Below are 24,124 nucleotides of genomic sequence, written 5' to 3'. Positions count from 1 at the left end.
GCGAACCGATGCCACCCGTGATCAGGGACGATCCCTACGCGGCATACAACTTCCAGGTCATCGTGACCAACGTCAGCGACGACGGGGTGGCGGTGAGCGGCTCGTTCACCGAGGCCAGCGGGCTGGAGCTGGAGATCCCGCCGATCGAGTACCGCAACGGCAGCGAGGACATCACCGTACGCAAGATCCCCGGGCTGAAGAAGTTCACCAACATCACGCTCAAGCGGGGCATCACCGGCCACGTCGGGTTCTTCAACTGGGTGGTCGAGGCGCTCAACGGCAAGGTGCGCCGCACGTCCGGCTCGATCATCCTGCTGGACGAGAACCGCCAGGAGGCGATGCGCTGGAACTTCGACCGGGGCTGGCCGACGAAGTACACCGGCCCGACGCTGAGCGCGGCCAAGAACGAGATCGCCATGGAGACGCTCGTGCTGTGCGTCGAGAGCCTGCTGATCGACGCCTGACATGGCAGCGCTCCCTGGCGTCTCCCTGACGTTCGAACCGCGCGGCTCCGCCGAGGAGCCGCTGCGCACGGACGTGGCCGCGTTCCTCGGCCGCCTGCGCCGCGGCCCGGCCGGCACCCCGGTGCGGGTGGAGAGCTGGAACGACGTCGTGGGCGCCTTCGGGCCGCCCGACGGCAGGTCGGTCACGCCGTACGCGCTGCGCGGGTTCTTCGAGAACGGCGGCAGGACGGCCTGGGTGCTGCGGGTCACCGGCCCGGCGGCGACCGCGGGCGCGGTGTGGGAGGCCGGGGGCGGCTTCGCCCACGCGCGCTACCGGGTGGTCGCGACCGGCCCGGGGGCGTGGGCGAACGGCTGCCGCGTCGCGATCCGGTTCCAGGCGAGCACGGTGGCCGGGCCGCCGACGGTGTCGGTGCGGGTGACCTCGCCCGGCGAGCCGCCCGAGACGTTCGCCGGCATGCCGCCCGCCGAGGTGGCCGCCCGGCTGGCCGCGTCCCGGCTGGTCCGGCTGGTCCCCGACGCCCCGCCCCGTCCCCGGGAACCGGACGACCCGATCTCGCGGGCCTGGGACCTGACGCTCACGGGCGGCGCCGACGCCGCGCCGGGCAGGGCCGAGTACCTGGACGCGGTGCGCGCGCAGGCCGAGCTGCCGGAGCCGGCGCTGGTCGCGCTGCCCGACCTCGGCGCGGACCTGACCGGGACCGACCACACCGACACCGTCCTCGACCTGCTGGGCGCGGCGGCGGCGTCCCTGGACCGGCTGGCCGTCCTGGACGTCCCGCCCGCGGCGTCCTCGGCGGACGACGCGGTGGCCTGGGTGCGGTCGCTGGAGGCGACCGGCGACGACGCCCTGCTGAGCACGGCGGCGGTCTACCACGCGGGGCTGCGGGCGCCCGGCGCCCCGGGCGCGCTCCCGGCGTCCGGGCACGTGCTCGGCGTGATCGCCAGGCTCGACGGCGAGCGCGGCGCGCACCACACCCCGGCCAACGCGGTGGTGCTGGACGCGGTGGACCTGGCGGACGAGTTCCCCGAGCCGCAGCAGGTCCGCCTGTTCGAGGCGGGCGTGAACCTGGTGCGGTGCACGCGCGGGCGCGGGCTGCTGGTGTGGGGCGGGCGCACGCTGTCTGCCGCGCCGCACGGCAGGTACGTGGCGCACCGGCGGCTGGTGCACCTGCTCGTGCGCGCGATCCGGCGGGTGGCGCTGCCGCTGGTGTTCGACGTCAACGCGCCCGAGCTGCGGCTGACGCTGGTGCGCGCGCTGACCTCGGTGCTGCTGTCGGCGTTCAGGGCGGGCGCGCTCGCGGGCGCGCGGCCCGAGCAGGCGTTCCGCGTGACCTGCGACGACACTGACAACCCGCCCGACCAGGACCCGGGCCTGGTGGTCTGTGAGGTCGAGGTCGCCCCCGCCGTCCCGATGGAGTTCGTCCGCCTGCGCCTGGTGCTCGGCCAGGACCGTGGCCTGGAGGTGATCGAGGCATGATGCCGGACCCGCTGCCCAAATACCGCTTCCTGGTCACGCTGGACCCCGGCGACGCCTACCTGCCGCCCGCGCAGGCGCTGCTGCTGCCGCTGGTCGCGGCGGGCGCGTTCCAGGAGGTCACGGGCCTCGGCGCGCAATTGGAGGTCACGAGCTACGCCGAGGGCGGGCGCAACGACTCGGTGCGCCAGCTCCCGCTGCGCCACTCGTGGAACCGGATCACGCTCAAGCGGGGCGTCGTGCGCGACCCCTTGCTGTGGTCCTGGTACCAGGCCGGGCTGGCCGACTCGCTCGGCGCACGCCGCGACGGCGCGGTGATCGTGCTCGGCCCGGACGGCGTCCCGGCGGTGGCGTGGGGGTTCCACGGCGGGCTGGCCGCCAAGTGGAGCGGCCCGGACCTGCACGGCGAGCAGAACGCGGTCGCGCTGGAGTCCCTGGAGATCGCGCACGAGGGGCTCACCAAGGTCACGCAGGACGGCGAAGGGAGGTGACCGGGATGCCGAAGGTGACGATCCACAACCTGGAGGTCCGGTTCCAGGTGGAGGGAGACGAGGGAGCGGTGTTCACCCGCCTGTTCAACAAGCACATCCAGGCGTGGGCGCGGCTCTACGAGCAGGAGTGCGCCCGGGCCAGGCACACCGACGCGGAACGCCGGTTCGGCGACGGCGGGGACCGCCCGTGAGCGTCACCCCCACGTCCTTCGCGCGCCAGGGCGACGCGCCGGCCCGGCTGGAGATCATCCGGCCGGTGATCGCCGACGAGCGCAGCCGCCGGATCCCGCTGCGGTTCAACCCGACCGACTACAAGCTCAGCAAGAGCAACACGTTCGCCGAGGTCACGATCCCGGGTCTTGAGACGCCGCCGCTGCAGTACGTGCGCGGCGGCACCGAGACGCTGACCGTGCAGGCGCTGGTGGACACCTCCGACACGCTGGAGAACGTCCGGGTGCGCTACGTGGACGCGCTGCGGAACCTGCTGCGTCCCGACAGCCGGGAGCACGCGCCGCCGATCGTCAGGTTCGTCTGGGACGAGGCGGTGTTCACCGGGGTCGTGGAGAAGCTGGACGTGAACTACCAGCTCTTCAAGCCGGACGGGGTGCCGCTGCGCGCCCTGCTGGACCTGACGCTGAAGGAGTTCCGCACGGCGGCGGCGCAGGCGGCCGAGACGCCGCGGTCCTCCCCCACCGTGGAGAAGAGCTACGTGGTGCGCCGGGGCGACACGCTCAGCAGCATCTCCGCGGCGGTGTACCGGCGGCCGGACGCCTGGCGGGAGCTGGCGCGGGCCAACGGCATCGACGATCCGCGCGACCTGCGGCCGGGCCGGGTGCTCACCGTGCCCCGGCTGCCGTGAGGGGGACGCGATGAGCACGCCCGTGCCCGAGGTCGCCTCGCCGGACCGGTACGCGCCGGAGTTCGAGGTGCACATCGAGGGGTTGGAGCTCGACCCCACCACCAAGAACGACATCATCGACATCAAGGTCAACCGGGACATCGATGAGATGTCCGGGTTCGACCTCACGCTGAACAACTGGGACGACGTCAACCTGCGGTTCAAGCACAGCGATTCGACGCGGTTCCGGCTCGGCGGCCGGGTGTCGGTGCGCCTGGGCTACGCCGACCGGCTGCTCACCGTCGCCACCGGGACGATCAGCACGCTCAGCCCCAAGTTCTCCGACTCCGCGTCGCCGACCGTGGCGGTGAGCGGCGTGGACGGGCTGCTGCGGCTCAAGGACCGCAAACCCGCCGAGAACGAGACCAAGATCTACCGGAACAAGCCCGACTGGCAGATCGCCGAGCTGATCGCCCAGCGCAACCACCTGCGGATCGCCGTCACCAAGGAGGGCCCGACGCACGACGTGGTGGTGCAGAAGAACCAGGACGACGCGTCGTTCCTGATGGAGCGCGCGAAGCGGCTCGACTTCGACTGCTACATCCTGCCCGACCCGGCCACCGGCGAGGACACCCTCTACTTCATCAAGCCCACCGACGGGCGCGACGGCCGTCCGATCCGGGTCTACCGGCTGGCCTACGCGCCGGGGCTGAGCACCGGGCCCGGCGCCCAGCCCGCGGGCCTGGTGCCCAACCTGATCGAGTTCACCCCGACCCTGACGGTGTCGCAGCAGGTCAGCAAGCTGACCGTGCGCGGCTGGGACCCCCGCACCAAGCAACCCATCGCGTTCACCGCGACCGCCGAGAACCTGCCGGCCGGGCAGAACACCGCCGACGGGCAGAGCGGGCCGCAGGCGGCCGACAGCGCGCTGCAGGGCCGCCAGGAGGTGCTGGTCGACGCGCCGGTCACCAGCGACCAGGAGGCCCGCGAGCTGGCGATCAGCCTGCTGCGGGAACGCGCCTACGAGTTCATCACCGCCACCGGCCGCGTCGCCGGGCTGCCCGAGCTGCGGCCCGGCGACAACCTGGAGATCTACGGCCTCGGCCGGCGGTTCTCCGGCTCGTACTTCGTCAAGCGGGTCGAGCACTCGCTGAGCACCAGCGGGTTCTTCACCCAGTTCACCGCCCGGCGCATCCACGAGGGAGACCGGTCATGACCAGGACCACGCCGCGCGCCCGCAGCACCGACAAGCGCTACTACGGCGTCGTCGAGGCCATCGTCGAGGAGAACGAGGGCGACGACGAGGGCCGGGTGAAGGTGCGCTTCCCGTGGTTCGACGGCAGCACCGTCACCGACTGGTGCCGGGTGAGCCAGCTCTACGCGGGCGGCGGCTACGGCTCGCTCTTCGTCCCCGAGAAGGGCGACGAGGTGCTGGTGGCGTTCGTGCACGGTGACATGCGCTTCCCGATCGTCCTCGGCGGCCTCTACAACGGCGTGGACAAGCCGCCGGCGGCCAGGAAGGACGGAAAGGACCAGAAGATCATCCGGACCCGGCACGGGCACGAGGTGCTGCTGGACGACACCGCGTCCAAGGCCGCCGTCCGGGTCAGATCGGCCGCCGGGCACGTCGTCGAGCTGGACGACCAGGGCAAGGCGATCAGGATCACCGCGGCCGAGGGCGGCAGCGTGACCGTGACCGCCACGGGCGACATCACGCTCACGGCCGCGAAGGTCACCATCGAGTCCTCGTCCATCGACCTCGGCGGCGGCGCGACCGAGCCGCTCGTGCTCGGCAACGCGCTGCTGACCGCCTTCAACACCCACACCCATGCGTCGTCCGGCGCGCCCCCCACACCGCCATTGGACACCTCCGTGCTGGCCACGAAGGCGAGGACCGCGTGAGCGAGGACTTCCTCGGCACCGGCTGGCGCTTCCCGATCATGCCCGACGAGGCGGGACGGCTGGAGTACGCCGCCGGCGAGCAGAGCATCGAGCACTGCCTGCGCGCCCTGCTGCTCACCGCGACCGGCGAACGCGTGATGCGACCGGACTTCGGCACCCGCGCCCAGGAGTCGGTGTTCGCGCCCGGCGGCGTGCAGAGCCTGCGCGACCTGGAGAACTCGATCGTCGAGGCCGTGCGCGCCCACGAGCCCCGCGTGGAACTGGAAGAGGTGCGCGCCGAGACCGACCCCGCCGACGCCTCCCGGGTCACCGTCTCGGTGACCTACCGAATCCGCCGCGGCAACACCAAGGCCAACCTCGTCTTCCCGTACTACCTCGGCCTCACCGGGAGCACCCCGTGACCATTCCCGCCGAACGGCCCGACCGGGAGCGCTCCGTGACCACTCCCCCCGCACGCCCCACCGGGAGCGCGCCGTGACGATTCCCGCGCCGAAGCTGGACGACCTGACCTGGGCCGACATGATGGCGGCCATTCGCCGCCGCGTTCCCGCCGAGTCCGGCGGCGTCTGGACGCTGCACGCGCCCGCCGACCCCGGCGTCACGCTGCTGGAGCTGTTCGCCTACCTGCTGGAGCAGCGCCTCTACTGGCTGGACCAGGCGCCGGACGCGTTGACGGTCGCCGTGCTGCGCCTGCTCGGCCTCGACCCGCCCCGGCCGGCCGGGGCGGCGGCCACGGTGCTCCGGCTGGCCGCCGAGTGGCCCGATGAGCCGGTCCCCGTCGTGCCCGCCGGGACGGTGCTGTCGCGGGACCCGGCGGGGCGGGTGGCCTTCACCCTGGACGACGACGTGACCGTCCTCCCGCTCGACCCCGCGGGCGAGGTGACCGTGTGGACCGACCGGGACCGCACCACGGACCTGCGGGCCCGCCGCGGGGTCCCGCTGGCGGCGCCCGGCGGCGGCCCGGCAGAGGCGCGGTTCACGCTGCCGCTCGCCGGCGCGCTGCCCGCGCCCGGCCCGATCTCGCTGCTGTTCGAGCTGGACGCGCCCGCCGCGTCCCCGCCGTCGTGGTCGCCGCGCGCGGCCGGCGACGTGCCGCCGCCCGCCGAGCTGACCTGGTCCTGGTTCCGGCCCGGCTCCGACGACGCGCCACGTCCCTTCGCCGAGGTGCGGGACGGCACGGCGGGCCTGCGGCGCTCCGGGATCGTCCGGCTGCTGCCGCCCGCCGGCTGGACCACCGAGGGCCGGGGGCTGCTGCTGTCCACCCGCGCCGCGACGTTCGCCGCGCCGCCCCGGCTGCTCCAGGTGGCGGTCAACGTGTCGGCCGCCCGGGACCGCGAGTGGCGCACCGCGACCGGCGCCGAGCTCGGCGACCAGATCGGCGCGTGGCGGAAGCTGCCGGGACAGCGGCTCGTGCTGCCGGACGCCGCCGGTCGCCTGCTGGAGGCGTCCCTGTGGCTGGCGGGCGAGGAATGGCGGCCGGTGGCCGACCTCACCTTCGGCGCTCCCGCCGACCGGGTCTTCGTCATCGACCGGGAGGAGGGCGCGCTGGAGTTCGGCGACGGCCTCACCGGCCGCGTCCCCGTGCCGACCGGGGACGTGAGGGTCGAGTACGTGGTCGGGGGCGGACGGGCCGGCAACGGCGGCCTGACCGGGAACTGGCTGCCCGTCCAGGACTCCGTCATCCGGCGCGGCGCGCTGGCAGGGGCCAACGTGGTGCGGGCCGAGGGCGGCGAGGAACCCGAGACCGTGGCCGACGCCCGCCGCCGCGCCGCCGGGGCGCTCGGCGAGGTGACCCGCGCCGTCACCGCCGCCGACCACGTCACGCTGGCCGAGACCACGCCGGGGGTCGCGGTCGCCCGCGCGCACGCCTCGCCCGGCGAGCACCCCGGCTTCCCCTGCGCCACGGTGCCGGGCGCGGTGACCGTGCGGATCGTGCCCGCCGCGCCGCGCGGGGACTTCGGCCGTCCGGACTTCGTCGCCGCGCCCGTGCCCGATCCGGCGGCGCTCCGCGTGGTCGCCGCCCGTCTGGAGGAGGCGCGGCTGCTCACCGCCGAGGTGTTCGTCCGCCCGCCCGCCTATCGCGAGGTGGCGCTGCGCGTCGACCTGTCCGGCGACCCGGCCGACCGGGCGCGGGTCTCGGCCGTCGTGACCGCCGCGCTGCGCCGCTACCTGGACCCGCTGGTGGGTGGGGACGAAGAGGACGGATGGCCGTTCGGGGAGGCGCTGCGCCCCTCCGCCCTGGTGCGCGCCGCCCAGCGGGCGCTCGGCGACCTCGCGGACGTCCTGGCCGTCGCGATCGGCACGGGCGGCGAGAACTGTGCTGACGGCATTGAAGGCATTGACAGCGCGGCCGGGGCGGCCGGCGTGGACGGCGAGGCGGCGTGGGAGGACTGTCGCGATGTGCCGCTGCGGTCGTTCGAGCTGCCGGTGCCGCGGGTGATCCGGATCCGGGTCGTGCCCGTGGCCGAGACGGGTGAGGGGCTGACATGACCGGGCAGGTGTGGTGGGAGCGGGCCGCGGACGACGACGCCGAGGGACGGATCGTCCCCGGCCCCGGGCCCTCGGGCGTGCGGCCGGAGCTGGTCGAGGCGACCCGGGAGGCGGTCAGGGCCGCCGTGCGCGCCCGGATCCCCGGGTACACGCCCGACTGGACCAACTCCGACCGCAGGGACGCCGGGGTCGCGCTGGTGCGGCTGTTCGGCACGCAGGCCGAGCCCGTGCTCGCCCGGGTGAACCGGCTGCCGGAGAAGGCGCTGGCCGAGCACCTGGCGACGGCGGGCGTGCGGCGCAGGCCGGCCGGGGCGGCGGTCGCGCTGCTGGAGTTCGCGGTGAACCCGCCGGACGGCGCGTCGGTGCTGGTCCCGGCCGGGTTCCAGGCCACCGTGTCCGGCACGGCCGGGCAGGTGATCTACGAGACCGACGAGGACCTGTACGCCACCCCGGCCACGCTCGCCGCGCTCGCGGTGCAGGAGGCCGGGTCGCTCCAGGCGATCGTGCTCGGCCCCGCAGGCCCCGGACGCCCGTTCGCGCCCTTCCGCCGCGCCCCCGAGCCGGGCAACGGGCTGTGGATCGGCCTGGCGGGCACCGCGAGCCCGTACCCGGCGCTCACGCTGGGCTTCGTGGTGGCCGCCGCGCCGCCCGCGCCCGCGGCCTCCGGCGGGCTCGCCCCCGTGCCGTCCCCGCCTCCGCCGCTGCTGCGCTGGGACGTGCTGGACGGCGGCAGGTTCGTGCCCGTCACCGTCGTGCGCGACGACACCGGCGGGCTGCGCGCGAGCGGGACCGTGGAGCTGCGGGTGCCGCGCTCCTGGGAGCCGTCCCGCCCGCCGGGGCCCAGGCCGGGCCCGCCGCTGCGGTGGCTGCGGCTGCGGATCGCGCACGGCGCGTTCGACGGCGCGCCGCCCGCGATCTCGGGGCTGCGGCTCAACATGGTCGCGGCCACGGCCGCCCGCACCATCAGGGACGAGCCGCTGCAACCGGTCCAGGACCCTTCGGACGCGGGGCGGCGGCGGATGACGCTGAGCCAGGTGCCGATCCTCGCGGGCTCGGTCGTGATCGAGGTGGACGACGACGCGGGCGGCGACGTGTTCGGCACGACGGCGGCCCGCGCGACGCGGTGGGAGGAAGTGGAGAGCCTGGCCGCCTACGGCCCCGACGACCGGGTGTTCGTCGTGGACCACGCGACCGGCGAGGTCACCTTCGGCGACGGCGTGCACGGCGCGGCCGTGCCGCCCGGGTTCCGCAACGTGCGGGCGGCGCGCTACCGCGTGGGCGGCGGCGCGGCCGGAGCCGTGCGGGCGGGCGCCGTCAACGCCGTGGTGACCGCGCTCCCGTTCGTCGCCGGCGTCACCAACCCCTTCCCCGCCTCGGGCGGGACGGACGCCGAGCCCGACGCCGAGGCGATCCGACGCGGCGCCGGGGAGCTGCGCGCCCGGGGCCGCGCCGTGACGCCCGCCGACTACGGGCTGCTGGCCGCGCATGCGCCGGGCGCGTCGGTGGCCCGCGCGCACGGGGTGGCGGGCCTGCACCCGGACCACCCCGGCGTGCCGATCCCGGGCGTGGTGGGCGTTCTCGTGGTGCCGCCCGCGGGCGACGACGGCGAGCCTCCGGTGCCGACGGCCGCGACGCTGCGCGCGGTCGCCGGCCATCTCACCCGTGAGGTGGCCCCGGCCGGGGTCACGGTGGTCGCCGGGCCGGTGCGGTACGCGCGGGTGGCCGTGGATGCGTGGGTCGTCCTGGACCCGGGCCGCGACCGCGCCGGCGTGCTGGCCGCGGCGGGCGACGCGGTGACCGCGTACCTGGACCCGCTGCGCGGCGGGGACTCCGGCGCGGGCTGGCCGTTCGGCGGCGCGCTGCGGCACACCCCGACGGTGCGGCGGCTGCTGGCGGTGGACGGGGTGCGCGCGGTGTCCCGGCTCACGTTCACCGTCGACGGCCTGCGGTTGCCGCCCTGCGCCGATCACGCGATCGCGCCCCACACGCTCGTGTGGCCCGAGCGCCCGCTGCTGATCCCCGTAGGAGACCGACCGTGACGTGCGCTCCCCAGCCTCCGACCTTCCGCCTGCTCGACGCCTACGTCGGGTGGGAGGTGACCGGCCCGCCCGGCGACACCGGGCTCACCGGGTTCGACGACCCGGCCGGCGTCCGCCTGGCCTACGCCGGGAACTCCCCCGCGGGGCCGACCCGGCGCCACCTGCTGCCGTGGTTCCCCGACCGCAGGCTCGCGCCCGGCTGCCGGCCCGGCGCCTGGTACCTGGCCGTGCCCGGCGGGCCCCGGCTGCTGCGCCGCGACGCGTGCGGCTGGACGCCGGTGTGGCGGGGCGACCGCGATCCCGGCCTGGCCCGCCACCCGGTGTCGGTGGCCGCGCGGGGACACCGCGTCGCGCTGGTGGAGCGGGACCGGGTGCTGGTGTGGCGGCGGGAGGGCGAACAGCTCGCCGGGGTCGTCAAGGTACGCGGCGCGCGGCGCGCCGCGCTCGCCCCGGGTGACGAGGTGCTGGTGGCCCGCGAGGACGGCACGGACCTGTGGCGGTTCGCCTCGGACGGGCGGCCCCGCGGCGTGCTGCGCACCGGCATCCCCGGCGAGATCGCCGGGCTGCTCGCCGGGCCGGGCCGGGCGATCTGGGTGCTGGCCGACGACGGGTCCCCGCGCATCTATCGCGGCGGGCGGCACCGCCCGTTCGAGCCCGCCACCCTGGAGGAGCTGGCCGCCGCCGTCCCCCCGAGCGGGCTGGTCTCGGCGGGCGAGGACGGCTTCCGCCTCACGGAGAACGGCGCGGACGGCGAGACGACCCGGTGCTACACCTGGCGCGGCCGGCCGCGGCCCGGGGACCCGCCCGAGCCGGAGGCGTACGTGCCGGCCGGGCAGTACGTCACCGCCCGCATCGACAGCGGCCTGTCGCGGTGCCGCTGGCACCGCGTCCGCGTGGACGCCGACGTCCCCCCGGGGACGGCGGTGGGCGTCGAGATCGTGGTGTCCGAGGACGACCGGTACGCCGAGTCCGACTGGCAGGCCGCGCCGCCCGGGACCACCGACTTCCTGGTGGACCAGCCGCCCGGCCGGTTCCTCACGCTGCGCCTGCGGCTGTCCGGCGACGGCGCCGCGACCCCGGTCGTGCGGAGGATCCGCCTGGACTTCCCGCGTGCCACCAGCGCGGACCTGCTGCCCCCCGCGTTCCGCCAGGACCCGGCGGCCGACGACTTCACCGAGCGCTTCCTGTCGCTGTTCGACGCCTCGCTGGAGGAACTGGACCGGGTCATCGAACGCCACCCCGCGCTGCTCGACCCGGCCGGGGTGCCCGACCGGGCGCTGCCCTGGCTCGCGGGCCTGCTCGGCCTGTCGTTCGAGGCGGGGTGGGACGCGCGGACGCGGCGGGCGCTGCTGGCCGCGGCCCCGGAGCTCTACCGCCGCCGCGGCACGCCGTGGGCGCTGAAGAAGGCGGTGCGCATCGTCTTCGGGGTCAAGCCGGTGCTGGACGAGCTGACGGGCGACCGTCAGTGGGCCCAGGTCCGGCGGCTCGCGTCGGGCTCCGGGCCGGGGCTCGGGGCCGTACGGCTGTTCGGCCGGTCGTCGAGCCGGTTCCGGGTGGGCGGCTCCGCCCTGGGCGGCGCGCCGCTGCGCGCGTTCGGCGACCCGGACGGGGACCCGCAGGCCGCGCACGCGCACCGCTTCCGCGTGCTGCTGCCCGCCGGGTCGGCCGACGAGCGCGCGCTCGGGCGGCTGGTCGAACGGCAGGCCCCCGCGCACACCGCGGGGTCGGTGCGGCTCGGCGGCGCGGGTTTCGTGGTCGGCGCCCGGTCCACGGTCGGGGTGGACACCGCGTTCGTCCCGTTGCCCCCGCCCGTGCTGGGCGGCGCGCTGCGGCTGAACCGCGACGGGGTGCTGAGGCCGGGGCCGAAGGGAGCGCACGCCGGGGTGAGCGCCGGAGTGATCTCCGCCGTGGGCGTGCACACGCAATTGTCTTGAGAGGACCAGGGAGATGACGGAGACAGAGACGGGAACGACGGGGTTCGACGCCCCGCCGCTGCGCCGGTTACGGTACTTCCACGGCCAGATGCTGAGCGCCAGGGACTTCCAGCGTGAGCAGGAATACTTCCGCGAGAAGCTGAGGCTGCGGCTGCGCGGCCTCCTCGGGTACGGCGTGGTGTGCGGGCTGTTCGTCGAGCCGCCGTGGCGGGGGGACGACCACCCCGACGCGGACGGCGACGGGCCGCGGCCCGGCGAGGAGACCGCGGCCGGCGACGACGCTGAGGGCGACGACGAGGCCGTCGAGGACGGCGCCGAAAACGCCGGGGACGGCGGGGACGGCGAGGGCCTGGACGCGTCCAGGCGGCACCGCCACCGGGCCAAGGTCCGCATCAGGCCGGGCCTCGGCGTGGACTGCGACGGCAACGAGATCGTGGTCAGGGACGGCACCCTGGTCGACCTGTGGAAGGCGCTGCCGCCCGACGAGCGGGACACCGGCACCGTCTGGGTGGGCGTCCGGTACGCCGAGCGTCCGGTGGAGCCGACCCGGGCCGTCTACAACGACGGGTGCGCCGAGTCCTCCGACTGCGAGTTCGGCTGGACCGAGGAGTGCTACACCGTCCGCGTGACCGGGCACGAGCCGCCCGAGGACGAGCGCTGCGACACCGCCTGCGCCCGCTGCCGCCACAAGACCCTGTGGCTGGCCAGGATCGACGACGTGGACTGGCGCCGTCCGGTGCGCGAGGACCAGATCCACATGAACGTCCGGCGCCCGTTCGGCCGGCACGTGCCCACCGTGATCACCGGGATCAACTGGATCCACGGCCACACCTACACCGTCGACGAGGCGCGGGCCCTGCTCGGCACGCACGACGAGGCGGGCGGCCTGGTGGTGCGGTTCTCCGACGACGTCCGCGTGGACACGCTGCGGCCGGGCGTGGTGGAGATCCAGGTCATCGAGGGCGGCGCCGGGCGCAACGCCTCGACCTGGTACATGGGCGGCACGTTCGCCGAGCCGGACGAGGACCAGGAGTTCACCCGTCAGTTCCGCTACCGGCAGACCACCCGCGAGGTGCTGCAGGACAGCGACCGGGTGCTGATCAGCGTGCGCGGCGCGTTCATCCTCGACCGCTGCTGCCGTCCGGTGGACGGCACCAACGTCGGAGGGCGCGTCCCCACGATCGACCCGGCCGAGGACGGTGAGTCGCGGGGCTGCGACGTCCCGCCGTCCGGGGTCGGGCCCTGGACGTCCGGCACCGGCGCGGGCGGCGACGTGTTCGAAAGCTGGTTCTTCGTGAGGGAGACCTGAGGATGTCGACAGCCTGCGGATGCGGCTGCGGAGGGACGGCGACCCGGTCGCCGGCCTTCGTCCGGCCGCGCTTCTTCGCCGGGCAACTGCTCACCGAGGACGATCTGGAGCTGCTGGTCCGGTACGTGACGGGCAAGAGCAGGCTGCACAACCGGTCGCTGTCCGGGCCTGGGGTCGTGTGCGGCCTGGAGGTCGGCTGCGACCCGTGCGGCGGCGGCACCGTCGTGGTGCGCCCCGGGCACGCCCTGGACCACGCCGGCAACGACATCGTCCTGTCCTGTGCCGAGAAGGTGGACGTGCCGGCGCTGGTGCGCGAGCTGCGGATCGGCGGCCTCGGCGTGGACTGCGGCGACCCGTGCGACGGCGACGGCGCCCGCCGCTACGGGCTGTTCGTCCGCTACGAGGAGCTGTCCGTCGAGCCGGTGGCGCCGTACGCGACCGAGGAGCCGTGCCCCTCGCCCGGCTGCGTGCCGTCCCGGATCCAGGAGGGCTACCGGTTCCTGGTCAAGCGGGACGGCTTCGAGGACCACCGGTACAACCCCGGCACGCGGCTGCTGGCCAGCCTCGGCGGCCTGGACAGGGCCGGGCGGGCGCGGGCCCGCGACGCGCGGCTCGGCCGGTACGCCGACGCCATGTTCGTCGCGGCGCTCGGCTCCGACCGCGCCATCCTGTTCGACGCCTCCGACGCCAAGCGGTACGCCGACAGCCTGGCGTGGCTGAGCCAGAGCGGCGACGGGACCCCGGCGGATCCGGTGGCGCGCGAGATGACCGAGCACGTGCGCGCGCTGGCCAGTGCCATCGCCCGGTTCGACACCTACGACCAGGCCGGGCAGAGCCAGCTCAAGAAGGACTACCCGGACCTCGGCGGCGTCGGCGACGCCCGCAAGACACTCCGGGGGTCCTGCGAGCGGCTGGCCGGGACCGACACCGAGACCGTGTGGCCCGACCCGCTGCGCCGGTCGCTCGCCCGCGCCGTGGTCGCCGAGACCGCGGCCCGGGTCGCGCCCGACCGGCCGGACACCGGCGCGCCGCTGGAGGTCCGCCTGCTCGCGCAGGGCACGCCGCTCAGCCACGCGTTGCAGGTGGAGTTCCGCGCCGACCTCAGCCTGGTCCGCGAGTGGCTGCTCGGCCGGCTTGAGGAGTCGCCCGGCCTGGCGGACTGCTCGCTGCGCGCCACGACCTCCGCGATCGAGGTGCCGCACCTGATGCCGCGCCCGGAGGACGGCGACGACGGGGAGCGGCTGACCATCGCCGAGCTGCGGCGGATCGCCGAGTCCACGGCGGCGCTGACCGCCGCGCTGCGCCGCTTCCTCACCGACGCCGCCTGCGCGACCCTCAACCCGCCGTGCGCGGACCGCGCCGGCACCGACGTCCTGCTCGCCCGCCTGGAGCTGGACGACTGCGACGTCGTCCGGGTCTGCGCGGCGACGCGGCCGCAGGTGCTGCCGGGCGGGTCGGCGTACGGCGAGTGGCTGCCCAAGCTGTACCGGCTGCGCGAGCTGGCCGAACGGCTCTGCTGCGCGCCGGCGCCCGGCCCGCGCCGTCCGGAACCGCCCAAGGACGGCCCGATCCCGCGGCCGTACCCGGAGGGGCTGCTGGCCGACCGGCCGCGCACCGGCGACCTGGAGGAGATGCTGACCCTGCTGCTCACCCCCGCGCCGGGCGAGACGCCGCCCAAGGCGATCCACGAGCAGGTGTACACCGCGCCGAGCGAGGTCACCGACAGCCTGCGGGAGCTTTCCGTCCTGCGTGCCCAGGTGGCGGACCTGACCTCGGCGCTTGAGGGTCTGCGCGCCCAGCTCGGCACGGCGCGGTCGCAGGTCGATGACGTGCGGGAGCGACTTCCCGAACGGCTCGGCCAGCGCCTTGAGGAGCTGGAGGCCGGCACGCAGGAAGGCGGCACCCGCGAAGGCGAGTCCCCGCAGACCCGCAGACCGCGGTCCGGGCGGTCGCAGAAGCCGTCGCCGGGTGATTCCTCGTGAGCGGCCCGCTGCGGCCCGAGTTCCACGAGGGCCAGGTGCTGGCCGCCGCCGACCTGTCCGCCACGGTCGCGCACGCCCGCGGCGCCGCCGCGCGCCAGGCGCGCTACCTGCACGAATGGGGCATCGCCGAAGGGCTGGAGCTGGTCACCGCGCCCCGCGCCGACCCGCTGAGCGGCACCCGTTACGTCGAGGTGAGCCTGGCGGCGGGCATGGCCGTCGACGGGACCGGGCGCGAGATCGTCGTCACCGAGCCCGTGGTGCTGCGCGAGAGCGACTTCGAGGACGTCAACGGGGCCGACCTGCCGACCGGCGAGCCGTACCCGGTGTTCCTCACCTCCGCCGAGCGCGAACCGTCCCGGTCGCCGGTCGCGGGCTCGTGCGGCGGGACGGCCGGGCGGACCCGGGTCGAGGAGACCTACCAGATCCTGTTCGGCCGGCTCGGGGACGAGCGGCTGGTCGCCGACCAGCGTCCGCCCGAGGTCGGGGCCGCGCCCGCCGACCCGCCCGTCCGCTGGCTCGTGCTGCTCGGGTACGTCCGGTGGACCGACGGCCACTTCGCCGGCGTCGAGGCCGCGGCGCGCGGGGTGGCGCGGCGCTACGCGGGCGTCCGCGCCGACACCGTGTCGGCGCGGGCCGGCGCGCTCACCCTGCGGACCGGCCCGGCCGCGCGGGAGGGCCGCCCGGCGCTGGTGCTGTCCGGCGGCGACCCGCCGAGCCTGGTGTTCGGCCTGTACCAGGGCAACGGGACGGTCGACCCGCTGATGACCGTGGCGGCCAACGGGAACCTGAGCATCCAGGGGAGCTTCTCCGGTGGGATCTCGGTGGGCAGCGTGCTCGTCCAGTCCGGGACGGCGACCGACGGGACGCTGCTGCCGCTGCCCGCCGGGGTCACCCCCGAGCAGGTGACCGACGGCCGCGTCGTCCTGCACGTCCACCTCACCCCCCGGGCGCCGGCCACCCGGTCGGACTCGGCCCTGCACAGCACGGTGGAGGCCACGGTGGACGCCGACCGCCGGGTCCGCTGCCGGATACGGGTCTTCGACCCCCTGGCCTCCCCGGTAGAAGTCCAAGACCGCCCCGGCGCGGTCGACTTCCTGCTCCTTGCAGCCGTCACCGCCGCGAACGGGGGCGGCTGACGATGATCCTCTCCACAGTGCCCCACGACGACGAACGGAGGGCGGCTGACCATGACCCCTTCCGCGGTGGACGCGGCGACGAGGGGAGGCGGCCGCCGATGACCTTCTCGCGGTCGGCTCGACCACGGATGGGAGGCGGCTGACGATGACTCTTCCCGTGGTGTACGTGGCGATGAACGGAGGCGGCTGAGCGTGGCTCTTTCCGTGGTGTACGTGGCCGACAGCGGGCACGTCGTCGGTGCGCTCGCGCTGACCGGCGCGGGCGTGGCCGCCGACCTGGGGGCGGTCGTGGGGGCCGAGCTGTCGCTGCGCGTCCCGCTCGGCGAGGGCAGGGTCGCGCCCCTTCCCCTGAGTGCCAGGCGGCTCGCCCTCGCGCCCGCCGACGACGAGCCCGGGGTCTTCGACGACCCGCTGGCGTTCGGGGTCGAGCTGACCTCCGGCGGCAGGCCCAAGCCCGCCCTGGCGCGGCTGGCGCCGTGGACGACGCCGCTGAGCCTGGCGAAGGACAGGCTCACGGTCACCCTGCCGGTCCCGGCCACCCGCCTCACCCCTGTGCTGGCCCTCCTCTCCGACGGCAGCGAAACGCACGTCGCCAGTGGCGAGATCCCGCCGGGCGGCGACAAGGCGGAGCTCCCGGTCGCGCTCGACGCCGGGCCGCACGGCGTGCTGGTCCTGGTCGCCGGGAACACGGGCCGCCTGGAGAAGCTGAACGTCCCGTAACCGCCCCCACCGCGCACGAGCCCCCGAAGGAGACGCCGTGATCCCGCCCACCGCGACCGGCGACACGGAGCACACGTCGTGACCTTTCACGCCGCAACCGGACACCGGAGAACTCCCGGTGACCCTTCGCGCCGCACCGAAGAGACCGGAGAACACGCCGTGACCCTTCATGCCGCGTCGGAGACACCGGAGAACACATCGTGACCCTTCGCGCCGCACTGGAGACGCCTGGGGAGGCGCCGTGACCGCGCCCGCCGCGCCGGAATGGGCGGGCGCCGGGATCGGCCCGCACGCCGGGCACCCAGGGGACGCCGGGGAGTCCGGGGGTGCCGGGGAGTCGGAGGAGGTCGTGGTGGGGCGGTGCACGGTGACGGTGGTGCGGCGTGGGGGGTGGAGTTGGGGGCCGGAGCCGGGGGCGCTGGCCGGGCGGGTCGTGGACGCGCTGCCCGGCGTGCTCGCCGAGCACTTCGCCGAGTACCTGGCCGGGGACGGCCCGGACGTGGAGATCACCGAGCCGGTCGTCATCACGGTGCGGCCGGGACGGTGGCCCACGACGGCCGCCACCGGCATGGTGGTCACCCCGCCGGGCGACCCGCTCCCTGGCGGGACGTCCACCGGGCCGCGCGCGGGAGCGTCCGCGGACGCGCTCGCGGAGACCTTCCGCGAGTCCTTCGGGGAGTCCTTCGCGGAATCGTTCCCGGGGCCGTCCGCCGGGTCCGCCACACACGCCCCGCCAGAGGAGGCCGCCGTCACGCTGTTCGCCGAACTGGCCGAGCGGGGCGAGCTCGGCCCGCTGCTGGCGCTGTTGCCCGACGATTCGGTGCGGGCCTACCTGCTGGCGCTGCTCGGCGACGCGGACGCCGCCTCCTCCCCCGTGGCCGGGCGGGTGTTCGCCGAGCTGGCCCTGCGCACGGACCCGGCGCGGCTCGCCCGGTCCCTGCCGGACGCGACGCTCCCGTCCGGCGACCCCGAGGAGGTCGTCGCGTCTCTGGCCGCCCTGTTCACCGGGCTCGTCACGCGAGTGGGGCCCGGGGAGACCGCCCGGCTGGTGGCGTCGATGACGGGCCCGCCCTCGGAAAGCCTGGACCGTCCGCGTCCCGGGCAGGTTCGCGCGGGGGCGTCCGGCGAGGCGCGGGTGTGGTCGGCGTTGCCCTTCCTGCTCGCCGGGCCGCTGGCCCGGGTCGGCCTCCTCGACGCGATCGGCCCCGCCCTGGCCGGGCTGGACCTGGCCGACGACGCCCCCCTCCTCGCCGCCGCCCTGGCGTACAAGGTGCTCGGCGTGACCGAGCGGGGCTGGCGGCGGGCCGAGCGCGACACCGTGGCCGCCGCCGCGTTCGCCGGGCTCGCCCCGCCCGTCCCCGAGGGGGAGCTGACCGCCGCCGCCCGCCGCCTGCGCCCCGCACTCCCCGTGCTGGACGGCGTCCTCGCGCTCGCGGTGTCCCGCGGCCACGACGCCGCGGACCCGCTCCTGGTCACCGGCGCGGCGGGCGGCCTGCTGCTGGTGGACGCGCGGGGCCTGTTCCCGGTGGCGTGGGCGGAGGAGGCGTCCGGCCTGGTGCCGCACTGGCGGGCGTGCGGACGGCCGCCGATGCTGGTGTGCGAGGGTCCGCTGCCGCCGGGCTGCCTGCGCGACCTGGCCGAGGCGGGCGTGCCGTTCGTGACGGCCCTGCGGCCGCTGCGCGGCGACCCGGTGACGCGGCTGCCGTGGCGCGCCCCGGTCTGGGCCGCCGAGGGCGCGCGGGTCGAGCCGCGGCTCGCCACCGAGCTGCCCGGCCACGCCGGACGCCTCGGCGGGCTCGTCCGCGCCCTGGTCGCCGAACGCCGGGCCGCGCCGCTCGCCGCCCGCGACGACCTGGAGCGCACGGTCACGCTGGCCGCGGGGCTCGGCCTGGCGACGATCGCGTGGATGCTGTGGCGCGACCGGGAGACGCCCGATCCCGTGGTGGCGCTGACCCGGTTCGCCGACCTCGACGCCACGGTCCGCTTCGAGCGGGACGCCGTGCGGGTGCGCGTCCCGCTGGGCCGCCGCCACGCCGACCTGCTGCGCGCCGGCCTGCTGGCCGACGTCCCCGGCGTGGTGTGGCTGGGCGGACGGACCCTGACCTTCTCCGGTGGGTGAGATGCCATGAGCGCGCTGGAACATCTGCGGATCCGGCTGGAATGCCTGCACGAGGCGCTGCGCGAGGCGGTCGGACGCCAGGCGCGGGCCGCCGCCCTGCTGACCCGGCCGGACCTGACCCCGTTCTGCGTGACCGACGAGCAGGTCGGCGTGCTGCTGGACGAGGTGGACGCGTTCGCCGCCGCCATGACGGCGCCCGGCCCCCCGCCGGAGCAGGAGCCGGACGCCGAGCGCGACCTGCGGCGCCGCGCCGCCGCCGAGGGCGTGACGCTGCCCCTGGACGCGCTCGCCACCCGGTTCGGCCTGACGCGCGCCGACCAGGACGCGCTGGTGCTGGTCGCCGCGCCCGAGCTGGACCGCGCCTACGAGCGGATCTACGCCTACGTCGTGGACAACCTGAACCGGCGGCTCCCGTGCGTCGAGCTGCTGGTGACGGTCGGCGGCGCGACCCCGGCGGCGCGGCTGGCCCGCCGCCGGGCCCTCGGCCCCGACGGGCCGCTGCGCCGTTTCGGCCTGCTGCGCGCGCACGGCGAGGCCCCGGTGGAGCTGGCGCAGGAGCTGGTGCTCGGGCCCGGCGTGCTGGCGTTCCTGCTGGGCTGGGGCGGTGACGTCGGGCTGCTCGGCCACGACCCGGGCGAGGTGGCCCCCGGACCGCGAACGGTCCCGCCGTACCTGGCCGCGGCGGACCGGCTCACCCGGCTCGGCCGGGCCCTCGGCGCCGGGGACATCGACCTGGCGGGGCTGTGGGGATGCCCGCCGGGCGATCGGCTCGACGTCGCCCAGGCTCTCGCGCACGCGGCGGGCAGGCCGCTGCGCGCCCTGGTTCCGGACGGCGGCGACCTGGCCGCGGGGGTGCGCGCCGCCGCGTCCCTGGACGCGGTGCTGTGGATCTCCACCGACGACCTGCACGACGACCCGCGGACGGCCGACGCGGTGTGCGCGACGCTGCTGCGCTCCCGGGTCCCGGCGTGCCTGACGGGGCTGAAGCCCTGGCGGCCGGCGGGCCTGCTGGCCGCGCGGGCGTACGCCGAGCTGACCGTGCCCGCGCCGGGGCTGCGCGACCGGCGCGCGATGTGGTCGGCGGCGCTCCCCCAGGTGGACGGGACGCTGCTGGAGGACCTGGCCGTCCGGTACCGGATGAGCGGCGGCGAGCTGCGCGCCGTGGCCTCGGTCGCCGGCGCCGGGGCGCGCCTGGCGGGCGGCGGGCCGCCCGCGCCGGTGGCCGACCACGTCGAGCCCGCGATCGCCACCGTGACCCGCGGGCGCAACGGCAGCGCCGTGCGGTCCATCCTGCCCCGCAGGACGATCGACGACCTGGTGCTGCCCGACGGTCAGCTCCGGCAGATCCTGGAGATGGTGTCGGCGTTCCGCGCCTGGCCGCGTGTCGCCGAGACCTGGGGCTTCGGGCGGCGTTCGGGGAACGGCGGGGTGAAGGCGCTGTTCACCGGCGAGCCGGGGACGGGCAAGACGATGTCCGCCGAGATCGTCACCGGCATGCTCGGGCTGGAGCTGCTGAAGGTCGATCTGGCGCAGGTCGTCTCGAAGTGGGTGGGCGAGACGGAGAAGAACATGGAGGCCGCGTTCCGTCAGGCGGAGGAGAGCCACGCGGTGCTGCTGTTCGACGAGGCCGACGCCCTGTTCGGCAAGCGCGGCGAGGTCCGCCACGGCACCGACCGCTACGCCAACCTGGAGGTCGGGTACCTGCTGCAACGCCTGGAGGCCAGCGACGGCCTGGTGATCCTGACGAGCAACCTCAAGGAGAACATCGACCCGGCCTTCACCCGCCGCTTCCACTTCGTGGTCCACTTCCCCCGGCCGGGCGCGGCCGAGCGGCGCAGGCTGTGGCGGCTGGCCTTCCCCGAGGAGGCGCCGCTCGGCGCCGATGTGGACCTGGAGGCGCTGTGCCGCCTGGACATGACGGGCGCGGGCATCGGCGCCGCCGCCCGCACCGCCGCGCTCGCCGCGGCCGACGGCGACAGCCCGGTGATCGCCATGCGGCACGTCGTCCGGGGCGTCGCCCGGCAGTTCCAGCGCGAGGCCCGGCTGCTGCGTCCCTCCGAGCTCGGCGCGCACGCCCACCTGCTCGGCGACGACGAACCATCGGGGTGATCCGTGATGCTGCCCATCGAACCGCCGCTCTCCCTGGTCCGCTGCCTGATGCCGGGCTCGCCGGCCGCGTCCCGTGAATGCCGCCTGGCCGCCGAAGCCCACAGGTCGGGCAAACCCCACGTCGTGGCCCCCGCCGTCGTCCCCGTCGTGGTGCCGGCCTCGGCGGGCAACGCGGCGACGGCGCACGCGATGCGCGCCGCCCCCGCCGCCGTGCCCCTGCTTCTCACCGGCCAGAACCAGGCCGGCAACGCCGCCGTCGCCGGCGCCGCCTGGGCCGTCCCCCCGCCCGCCGCGCCGCTCGCCGTCACGCCCCTGAAGCCGAAGGGCGCTCCCCCGGTCTGACGGCCGGTCCACGAGGCCGCAGGTCAGGCGGCGCTCGCGTACGGGGACGTCGTGAGGGCGTTCAGGAGGAGACGCGGGTCGTCGGCGAAGAAGCGGAGGGTCGTGACGTCGGCGGAGCCCCCGAGGGGACGCTCGACCGTGACCGGCGCGTTCAGCTCGACGACCAGATTGACCTGCGACGAAACGGCCGCGGTGAGCACGTCACCGACGATGGACACCATGCTGCGCTCGTTGTACCCACGGGTCGGCCGCACCGAGGCGATCAGGTCGCGGGGCACGCGGACGTCGAGGTAGGCGCCGTACCGGACACGGAGCTCCTCCGCCGACACGACGTGGGGCCGGGTGACGCAGGCGGCGCCGAACGCCACCCCGAACACGATCCCGTAGAGGTCGGCGACGAGGATCGGGACACGCACCGCGTCCGGGACGCCGAACGCGACCAGCAGCAGGTCCAGGCCGACGGTCTCGATCACCGTGACGAAGATGATGAGCACCAGCATCGTGACCTGCTCCCGCGCGTACGAGCCGGCGGTGGCCCCGGGCGGCACCCCGACGCGGCGGCGCGCGATCCACAGAAAGACGCTGACCGTGGCCTTGGCCTCGAACTCCATGATCTTTCGCACCTTCGTGGGAACGAGCCCGTGGTAGGTCAGCCGCAGCGCCGCCCGCCGGTCCGCGCCGCCCCTGCGGTTCGCGCGGAACAGGCGGTACGCGGCCGCCGCCTCCAGGGCGAAGACCAGCACGACCACCGTCTCGGCCGTCCAGACGACGTACCCGGGCAGCGCCACCCCGGACACGAGACAGATCATGAGCAGGAGCTCGGCGGGGAACACGGTGAACAGGGCGGCACGGGCGATCCTGACCATCACCCTCGCTCCTTCAGGATGAGCACGATCCGGCGGAACACCTCGACCTGGGCGGGCGACAGCTCGGTGAGCATCGCCTCCCCCCACAGCCGGCCGTCGGCCGAGCCCGCGGGGGCGTGCCCTTCCGGGCGCAGCGCGTCGGGGACCGCGCCCAGGTTGGCCACGATGACCGCGGCGATCTCGTCGGGGAACTGGGCGGCGAGATCGGCGGCGAGATCGGCGACGCGCGGGTCCTCCGGGCCGGCGCCGGCCAGGTCGTCGAGCCGCCGGTACAGGTCCTGGCTGCGGGCGAGCGCGTCCGGCTCGGTGAAGGGGCGCATCATCTCGGCGACGCGCGCCCGGTCGCCGGGCGCCGCGACGGTGCCCATCAGCCCGAACAGCTCACGATCGAGCGTCGCGATCCTGGAGCCCGCGGCGGACATGTCGCGCAGCATCGTCGCCATGTCGAGGGACACCATGCCGCCAGGCCGCAGGTCGGCCTCCGCGAGCAGCGCCGCGACCCTCTCGCGCTTGATCGCGAGGGCCTCCTGCTCCCTGGCGAGGTCGGCGTCGAGTTCGAGGAGCACCTCGCGCAGTTCCCTGCCCTCGTCGTCGGCGAGCGCGTCGCGCAGCTCGTCCAGCGTCAGGCCCAGCTCGGCCAGATGCCGGACGCGCGCGAGCGCGACCGCGTCGCGGAACCCGTACTCGCGGTAGCCGTTGGCCAGCCGCGGGGGCTCGGGGAGGAGCCCCAGGTGGTGGTAGTGGCGCACGGTACGGGTGGACACCCCGACCATGGCGGCAAGCTCGCCGATCCGCATGCCTGCATTACACACGTTGACGTCGCGGCAAGGTCAACGCCCCGGACAGCCCTCGGCGGGAGCCGGTTCGCCGGGCATCCCAGGTCGTGGCGATCTGAGCGTGCCCGGCGCGCGTGGTTGACCCTGGAATGTCCGGGTGGGCAAGGTGGGCGGGTGACCACCGACGAGACGCGAGACGGAGTGCCGCTCACCAACCTCGACCAGCCGCTCTTCGACGGGGCGGGCGCGACCAAGCGCGACCTGGTCGACTACCTGGACGCCGTCGCCGACCGGATCGTGCCCGCGCTGCGCGGCCGGCCGCTCTCGGTGATCCGCGTGCGCCAGGGCCAGGAGCCGTTCATGCAGAAGAACGTCCCCAAGTACGCCCCGGACTGGCTGCGCACGGTGACGCTGTGGGCGGAGACCTCGCGGCGCGAGGTCTCCTACGCCCTGTGCGACGACCGGCGCACGCTGCTGTGGTTCGCCAACCAGCGGGCCGTCGAGTACCACCCGGGGCTGGCCACGGCCGACCGGCTGGACTCGCCCACCCACCTGATCCTCGACCTGGACCCGCCGGAGGGCGACGCGTTCGCGATGGCCGTGCGGGCCGCCCTGCTCGTCCGTCAGGCGCTCGCCGCCGACGGGCTGGCGGGCGCGGTGAAGACCAGCGGGTCCAAGGGCGTGCACGTCTTCGTCCCGCTGGAGCCGGGCGCCGCCATGGAGGACGTCGCGGCGGCCACCCGGGCGGTCGCCGCGCGCGCCGAGCGGCTGGACCCGGCGCTCGCCACGACGGCGTTCATCCGGGAGGACCGCGGCGGCAAGGTCTTCCTGGACTCGACCCGGGCCGGAGGCGCGACCGTGGCCGCCGCCTACAGCCCGCGGATCCGTCCCGGCGTGCCGGTGTCGTTCCCGGTGGCGTGGGAGGACCTGGACCGCGTCGCGCCGGGCGACTTCACCCTGCGCACGGCGGCACGCCTGGTCGCGGACGCCGACCCGTGGGCGGCGCTCATGCCCGCCCCGCAGCGGCTGCCCGCCGACCTGGTCGAGGAGGGCCACACGATCCCCGTCGCCCGCGTGCGGGCCATGCACGAGGGCAAGCGCCGCGCCCGCGCGCGACGGGGCTGAGGACGCCG

At 75.7% G+C, this 24,124-nt stretch carries 21 protein-coding genes; 19 read left to right on the top strand and 2 right to left on the bottom strand.

Features of this window, described 5'->3' with window-relative positions; genetic code table 11:
* Positions 1–8 precede the first annotated feature (8 nt).
* The 18 genes from BJ982_RS16965 to BJ982_RS16880 all read left to right on the top strand — a co-directional run bounded on the left by BJ982_RS16965 (position 9) and on the right by BJ982_RS16880 (position 21,349).
* A complete protein-coding gene (locus tag BJ982_RS16965; RefSeq protein ID WP_184881204.1) occupies positions 9–464 on the top strand; it encodes a phage tail protein in 456 nt (151 codons plus the stop codon).
* A gap of 1 nt (position 465) precedes the next feature.
* Positions 466–1,941: a phage tail sheath subtilisin-like domain-containing protein gene (locus BJ982_RS16960; RefSeq protein ID WP_184881202.1), complete on the top strand. Its 1,476-nt coding sequence runs from the start codon at positions 466–468 to the stop codon at positions 1,939–1,941.
* Positions 1,938–2,429 carry a phage tail protein gene (locus tag BJ982_RS16955; protein ID WP_184881200.1) on the top strand — a complete coding sequence of 164 codons (492 nt, stop codon included), beginning with the start codon at positions 1,938–1,940 and terminating at the stop codon, positions 2,427–2,429. The genes BJ982_RS16960 and BJ982_RS16955 overlap by 4 nt, the downstream gene beginning before the upstream one ends.
* Before the next feature lie 5 nt (positions 2,430–2,434).
* Positions 2,435–2,620 carry a putative phage tail protein gene (locus tag BJ982_RS16950; protein ID WP_184881198.1) on the top strand — a complete coding sequence of 62 codons (186 nt, stop codon included), beginning with the start codon at positions 2,435–2,437 and terminating at the stop codon, positions 2,618–2,620.
* The gene (locus BJ982_RS16945) at positions 2,617–3,288 is read left to right on the top strand and encodes a CIS tube protein (RefSeq protein WP_184881196.1); all 672 of its coding nucleotides are present in this window, start codon (positions 2,617–2,619) and stop codon (positions 3,286–3,288) included. Before BJ982_RS16950 ends, BJ982_RS16945 begins: the two co-directional genes overlap by 4 nt.
* A 10-nt stretch (positions 3,289–3,298) precedes the next feature.
* Entirely contained in the window at positions 3,299–4,483 is a 1,185-nt protein-coding gene (locus BJ982_RS16940) for a phage late control D family protein (protein WP_184881194.1), read from the top strand.
* Positions 4,480–5,169, top strand: coding sequence for a phage baseplate assembly protein V (locus BJ982_RS16935; RefSeq protein WP_184881191.1), 690 nt, complete (start codon positions 4,480–4,482; stop codon positions 5,167–5,169). The genes BJ982_RS16940 and BJ982_RS16935 overlap by 4 nt, the downstream gene beginning before the upstream one ends.
* On the top strand, positions 5,166–5,570 hold the full coding sequence (locus BJ982_RS16930; RefSeq protein WP_184881189.1) for a gp25 family contractile injection system sheath assembly initiator: 405 nt from the start codon (positions 5,166–5,168) through the stop codon (positions 5,568–5,570). The genes BJ982_RS16935 and BJ982_RS16930 overlap by 4 nt, the downstream gene beginning before the upstream one ends.
* A gap of 73 nt (positions 5,571–5,643) precedes the next feature.
* A complete protein-coding gene (locus BJ982_RS16925; protein WP_184881187.1) occupies positions 5,644–7,659 on the top strand; it encodes a baseplate J/gp47 family protein in 2,016 nt (671 codons plus the stop codon).
* On the top strand, positions 7,656–9,698 hold the full coding sequence (locus BJ982_RS16920; protein WP_184881185.1) for a putative baseplate assembly protein: 2,043 nt from the start codon (positions 7,656–7,658) through the stop codon (positions 9,696–9,698). Before BJ982_RS16925 ends, BJ982_RS16920 begins: the two co-directional genes overlap by 4 nt.
* Positions 9,695–11,632, top strand: a complete 1,938-nt coding sequence (locus tag BJ982_RS40435; RefSeq protein WP_184881183.1) for a phage tail protein — start codon at positions 9,695–9,697, stop codon at positions 11,630–11,632. The genes BJ982_RS16920 and BJ982_RS40435 overlap by 4 nt, the downstream gene beginning before the upstream one ends.
* Positions 11,633–11,645: 13 nt before the next feature.
* A complete protein-coding gene (locus BJ982_RS16910) occupies positions 11,646–12,941 on the top strand; it encodes a hypothetical protein (RefSeq protein WP_184881181.1) in 1,296 nt (431 codons plus the stop codon).
* 2 nt (positions 12,942–12,943) lie between these two features.
* The gene (locus BJ982_RS16905; protein ID WP_184881179.1) at positions 12,944–14,923 is read left to right on the top strand and encodes a hypothetical protein; all 1,980 of its coding nucleotides are present in this window, start codon (positions 12,944–12,946) and stop codon (positions 14,921–14,923) included.
* Positions 14,920–16,059 (top strand): hypothetical protein, encoded by a 1,140-nt coding sequence (locus BJ982_RS16900; protein ID WP_184881177.1) that lies wholly within the window; start codon positions 14,920–14,922, stop codon positions 16,057–16,059. The genes BJ982_RS16905 and BJ982_RS16900 overlap by 4 nt, the downstream gene beginning before the upstream one ends.
* A gap of 192 nt (positions 16,060–16,251) precedes the next feature.
* Positions 16,252–16,779 (top strand): hypothetical protein, encoded by a 528-nt coding sequence (locus tag BJ982_RS16895; RefSeq protein WP_184881176.1) that lies wholly within the window; start codon positions 16,252–16,254, stop codon positions 16,777–16,779.
* Between the two features lie 241 nt (positions 16,780–17,020).
* Positions 17,021–18,898 (top strand): hypothetical protein, encoded by a 1,878-nt coding sequence (locus BJ982_RS16890; protein ID WP_203959004.1) that lies wholly within the window; start codon positions 17,021–17,023, stop codon positions 18,896–18,898.
* Positions 18,899–18,904: 6 nt separating this feature from the next.
* A complete protein-coding gene (locus tag BJ982_RS16885; RefSeq protein WP_184881174.1) occupies positions 18,905–21,007 on the top strand; it encodes an ATP-binding protein in 2,103 nt (700 codons plus the stop codon).
* 6 nt (positions 21,008–21,013) lie between these two features.
* A complete protein-coding gene (locus BJ982_RS16880; RefSeq protein ID WP_203959005.1) occupies positions 21,014–21,349 on the top strand; it encodes a hypothetical protein in 336 nt (111 codons plus the stop codon).
* A gap of 23 nt (positions 21,350–21,372) precedes the next feature.
* Here the strand turns inward: BJ982_RS16880 and BJ982_RS16875 are convergent, their stop codons facing one another.
* Complete coding sequence (locus BJ982_RS16875) at positions 21,373–22,215, bottom strand: hypothetical protein (RefSeq protein WP_373869623.1); 843 nt, start codon at positions 22,213–22,215, stop codon at positions 21,373–21,375.
* On the bottom strand, positions 22,215–23,012 hold the full coding sequence (locus BJ982_RS16870; protein ID WP_184881170.1) for a MerR family transcriptional regulator: 798 nt from the start codon (positions 23,010–23,012) through the stop codon (positions 22,215–22,217). Before BJ982_RS16870 ends, BJ982_RS16875 begins: the two co-directional genes overlap by 1 nt.
* Before the next feature lie 153 nt (positions 23,013–23,165).
* Here BJ982_RS16870 and ligD point away from each other — a divergent pair, with 153 nt between their 5' ends.
* Positions 23,166–24,116, top strand: coding sequence for a non-homologous end-joining DNA ligase (ligD, locus tag BJ982_RS16865; protein WP_184881168.1), 951 nt, complete (start codon positions 23,166–23,168; stop codon positions 24,114–24,116).
* Positions 24,117–24,124: the final 8 nt, after the last annotated feature.

Origin of the sequence: Sphaerisporangium siamense (assembly GCF_014205275.1) — a bacterium.
Classification (GTDB): domain Bacteria; phylum Actinomycetota; class Actinomycetes; order Streptosporangiales; family Streptosporangiaceae; genus Sphaerisporangium; species Sphaerisporangium siamense.
This window is presented reverse-complemented; position numbering and strand designations above follow the sequence as displayed.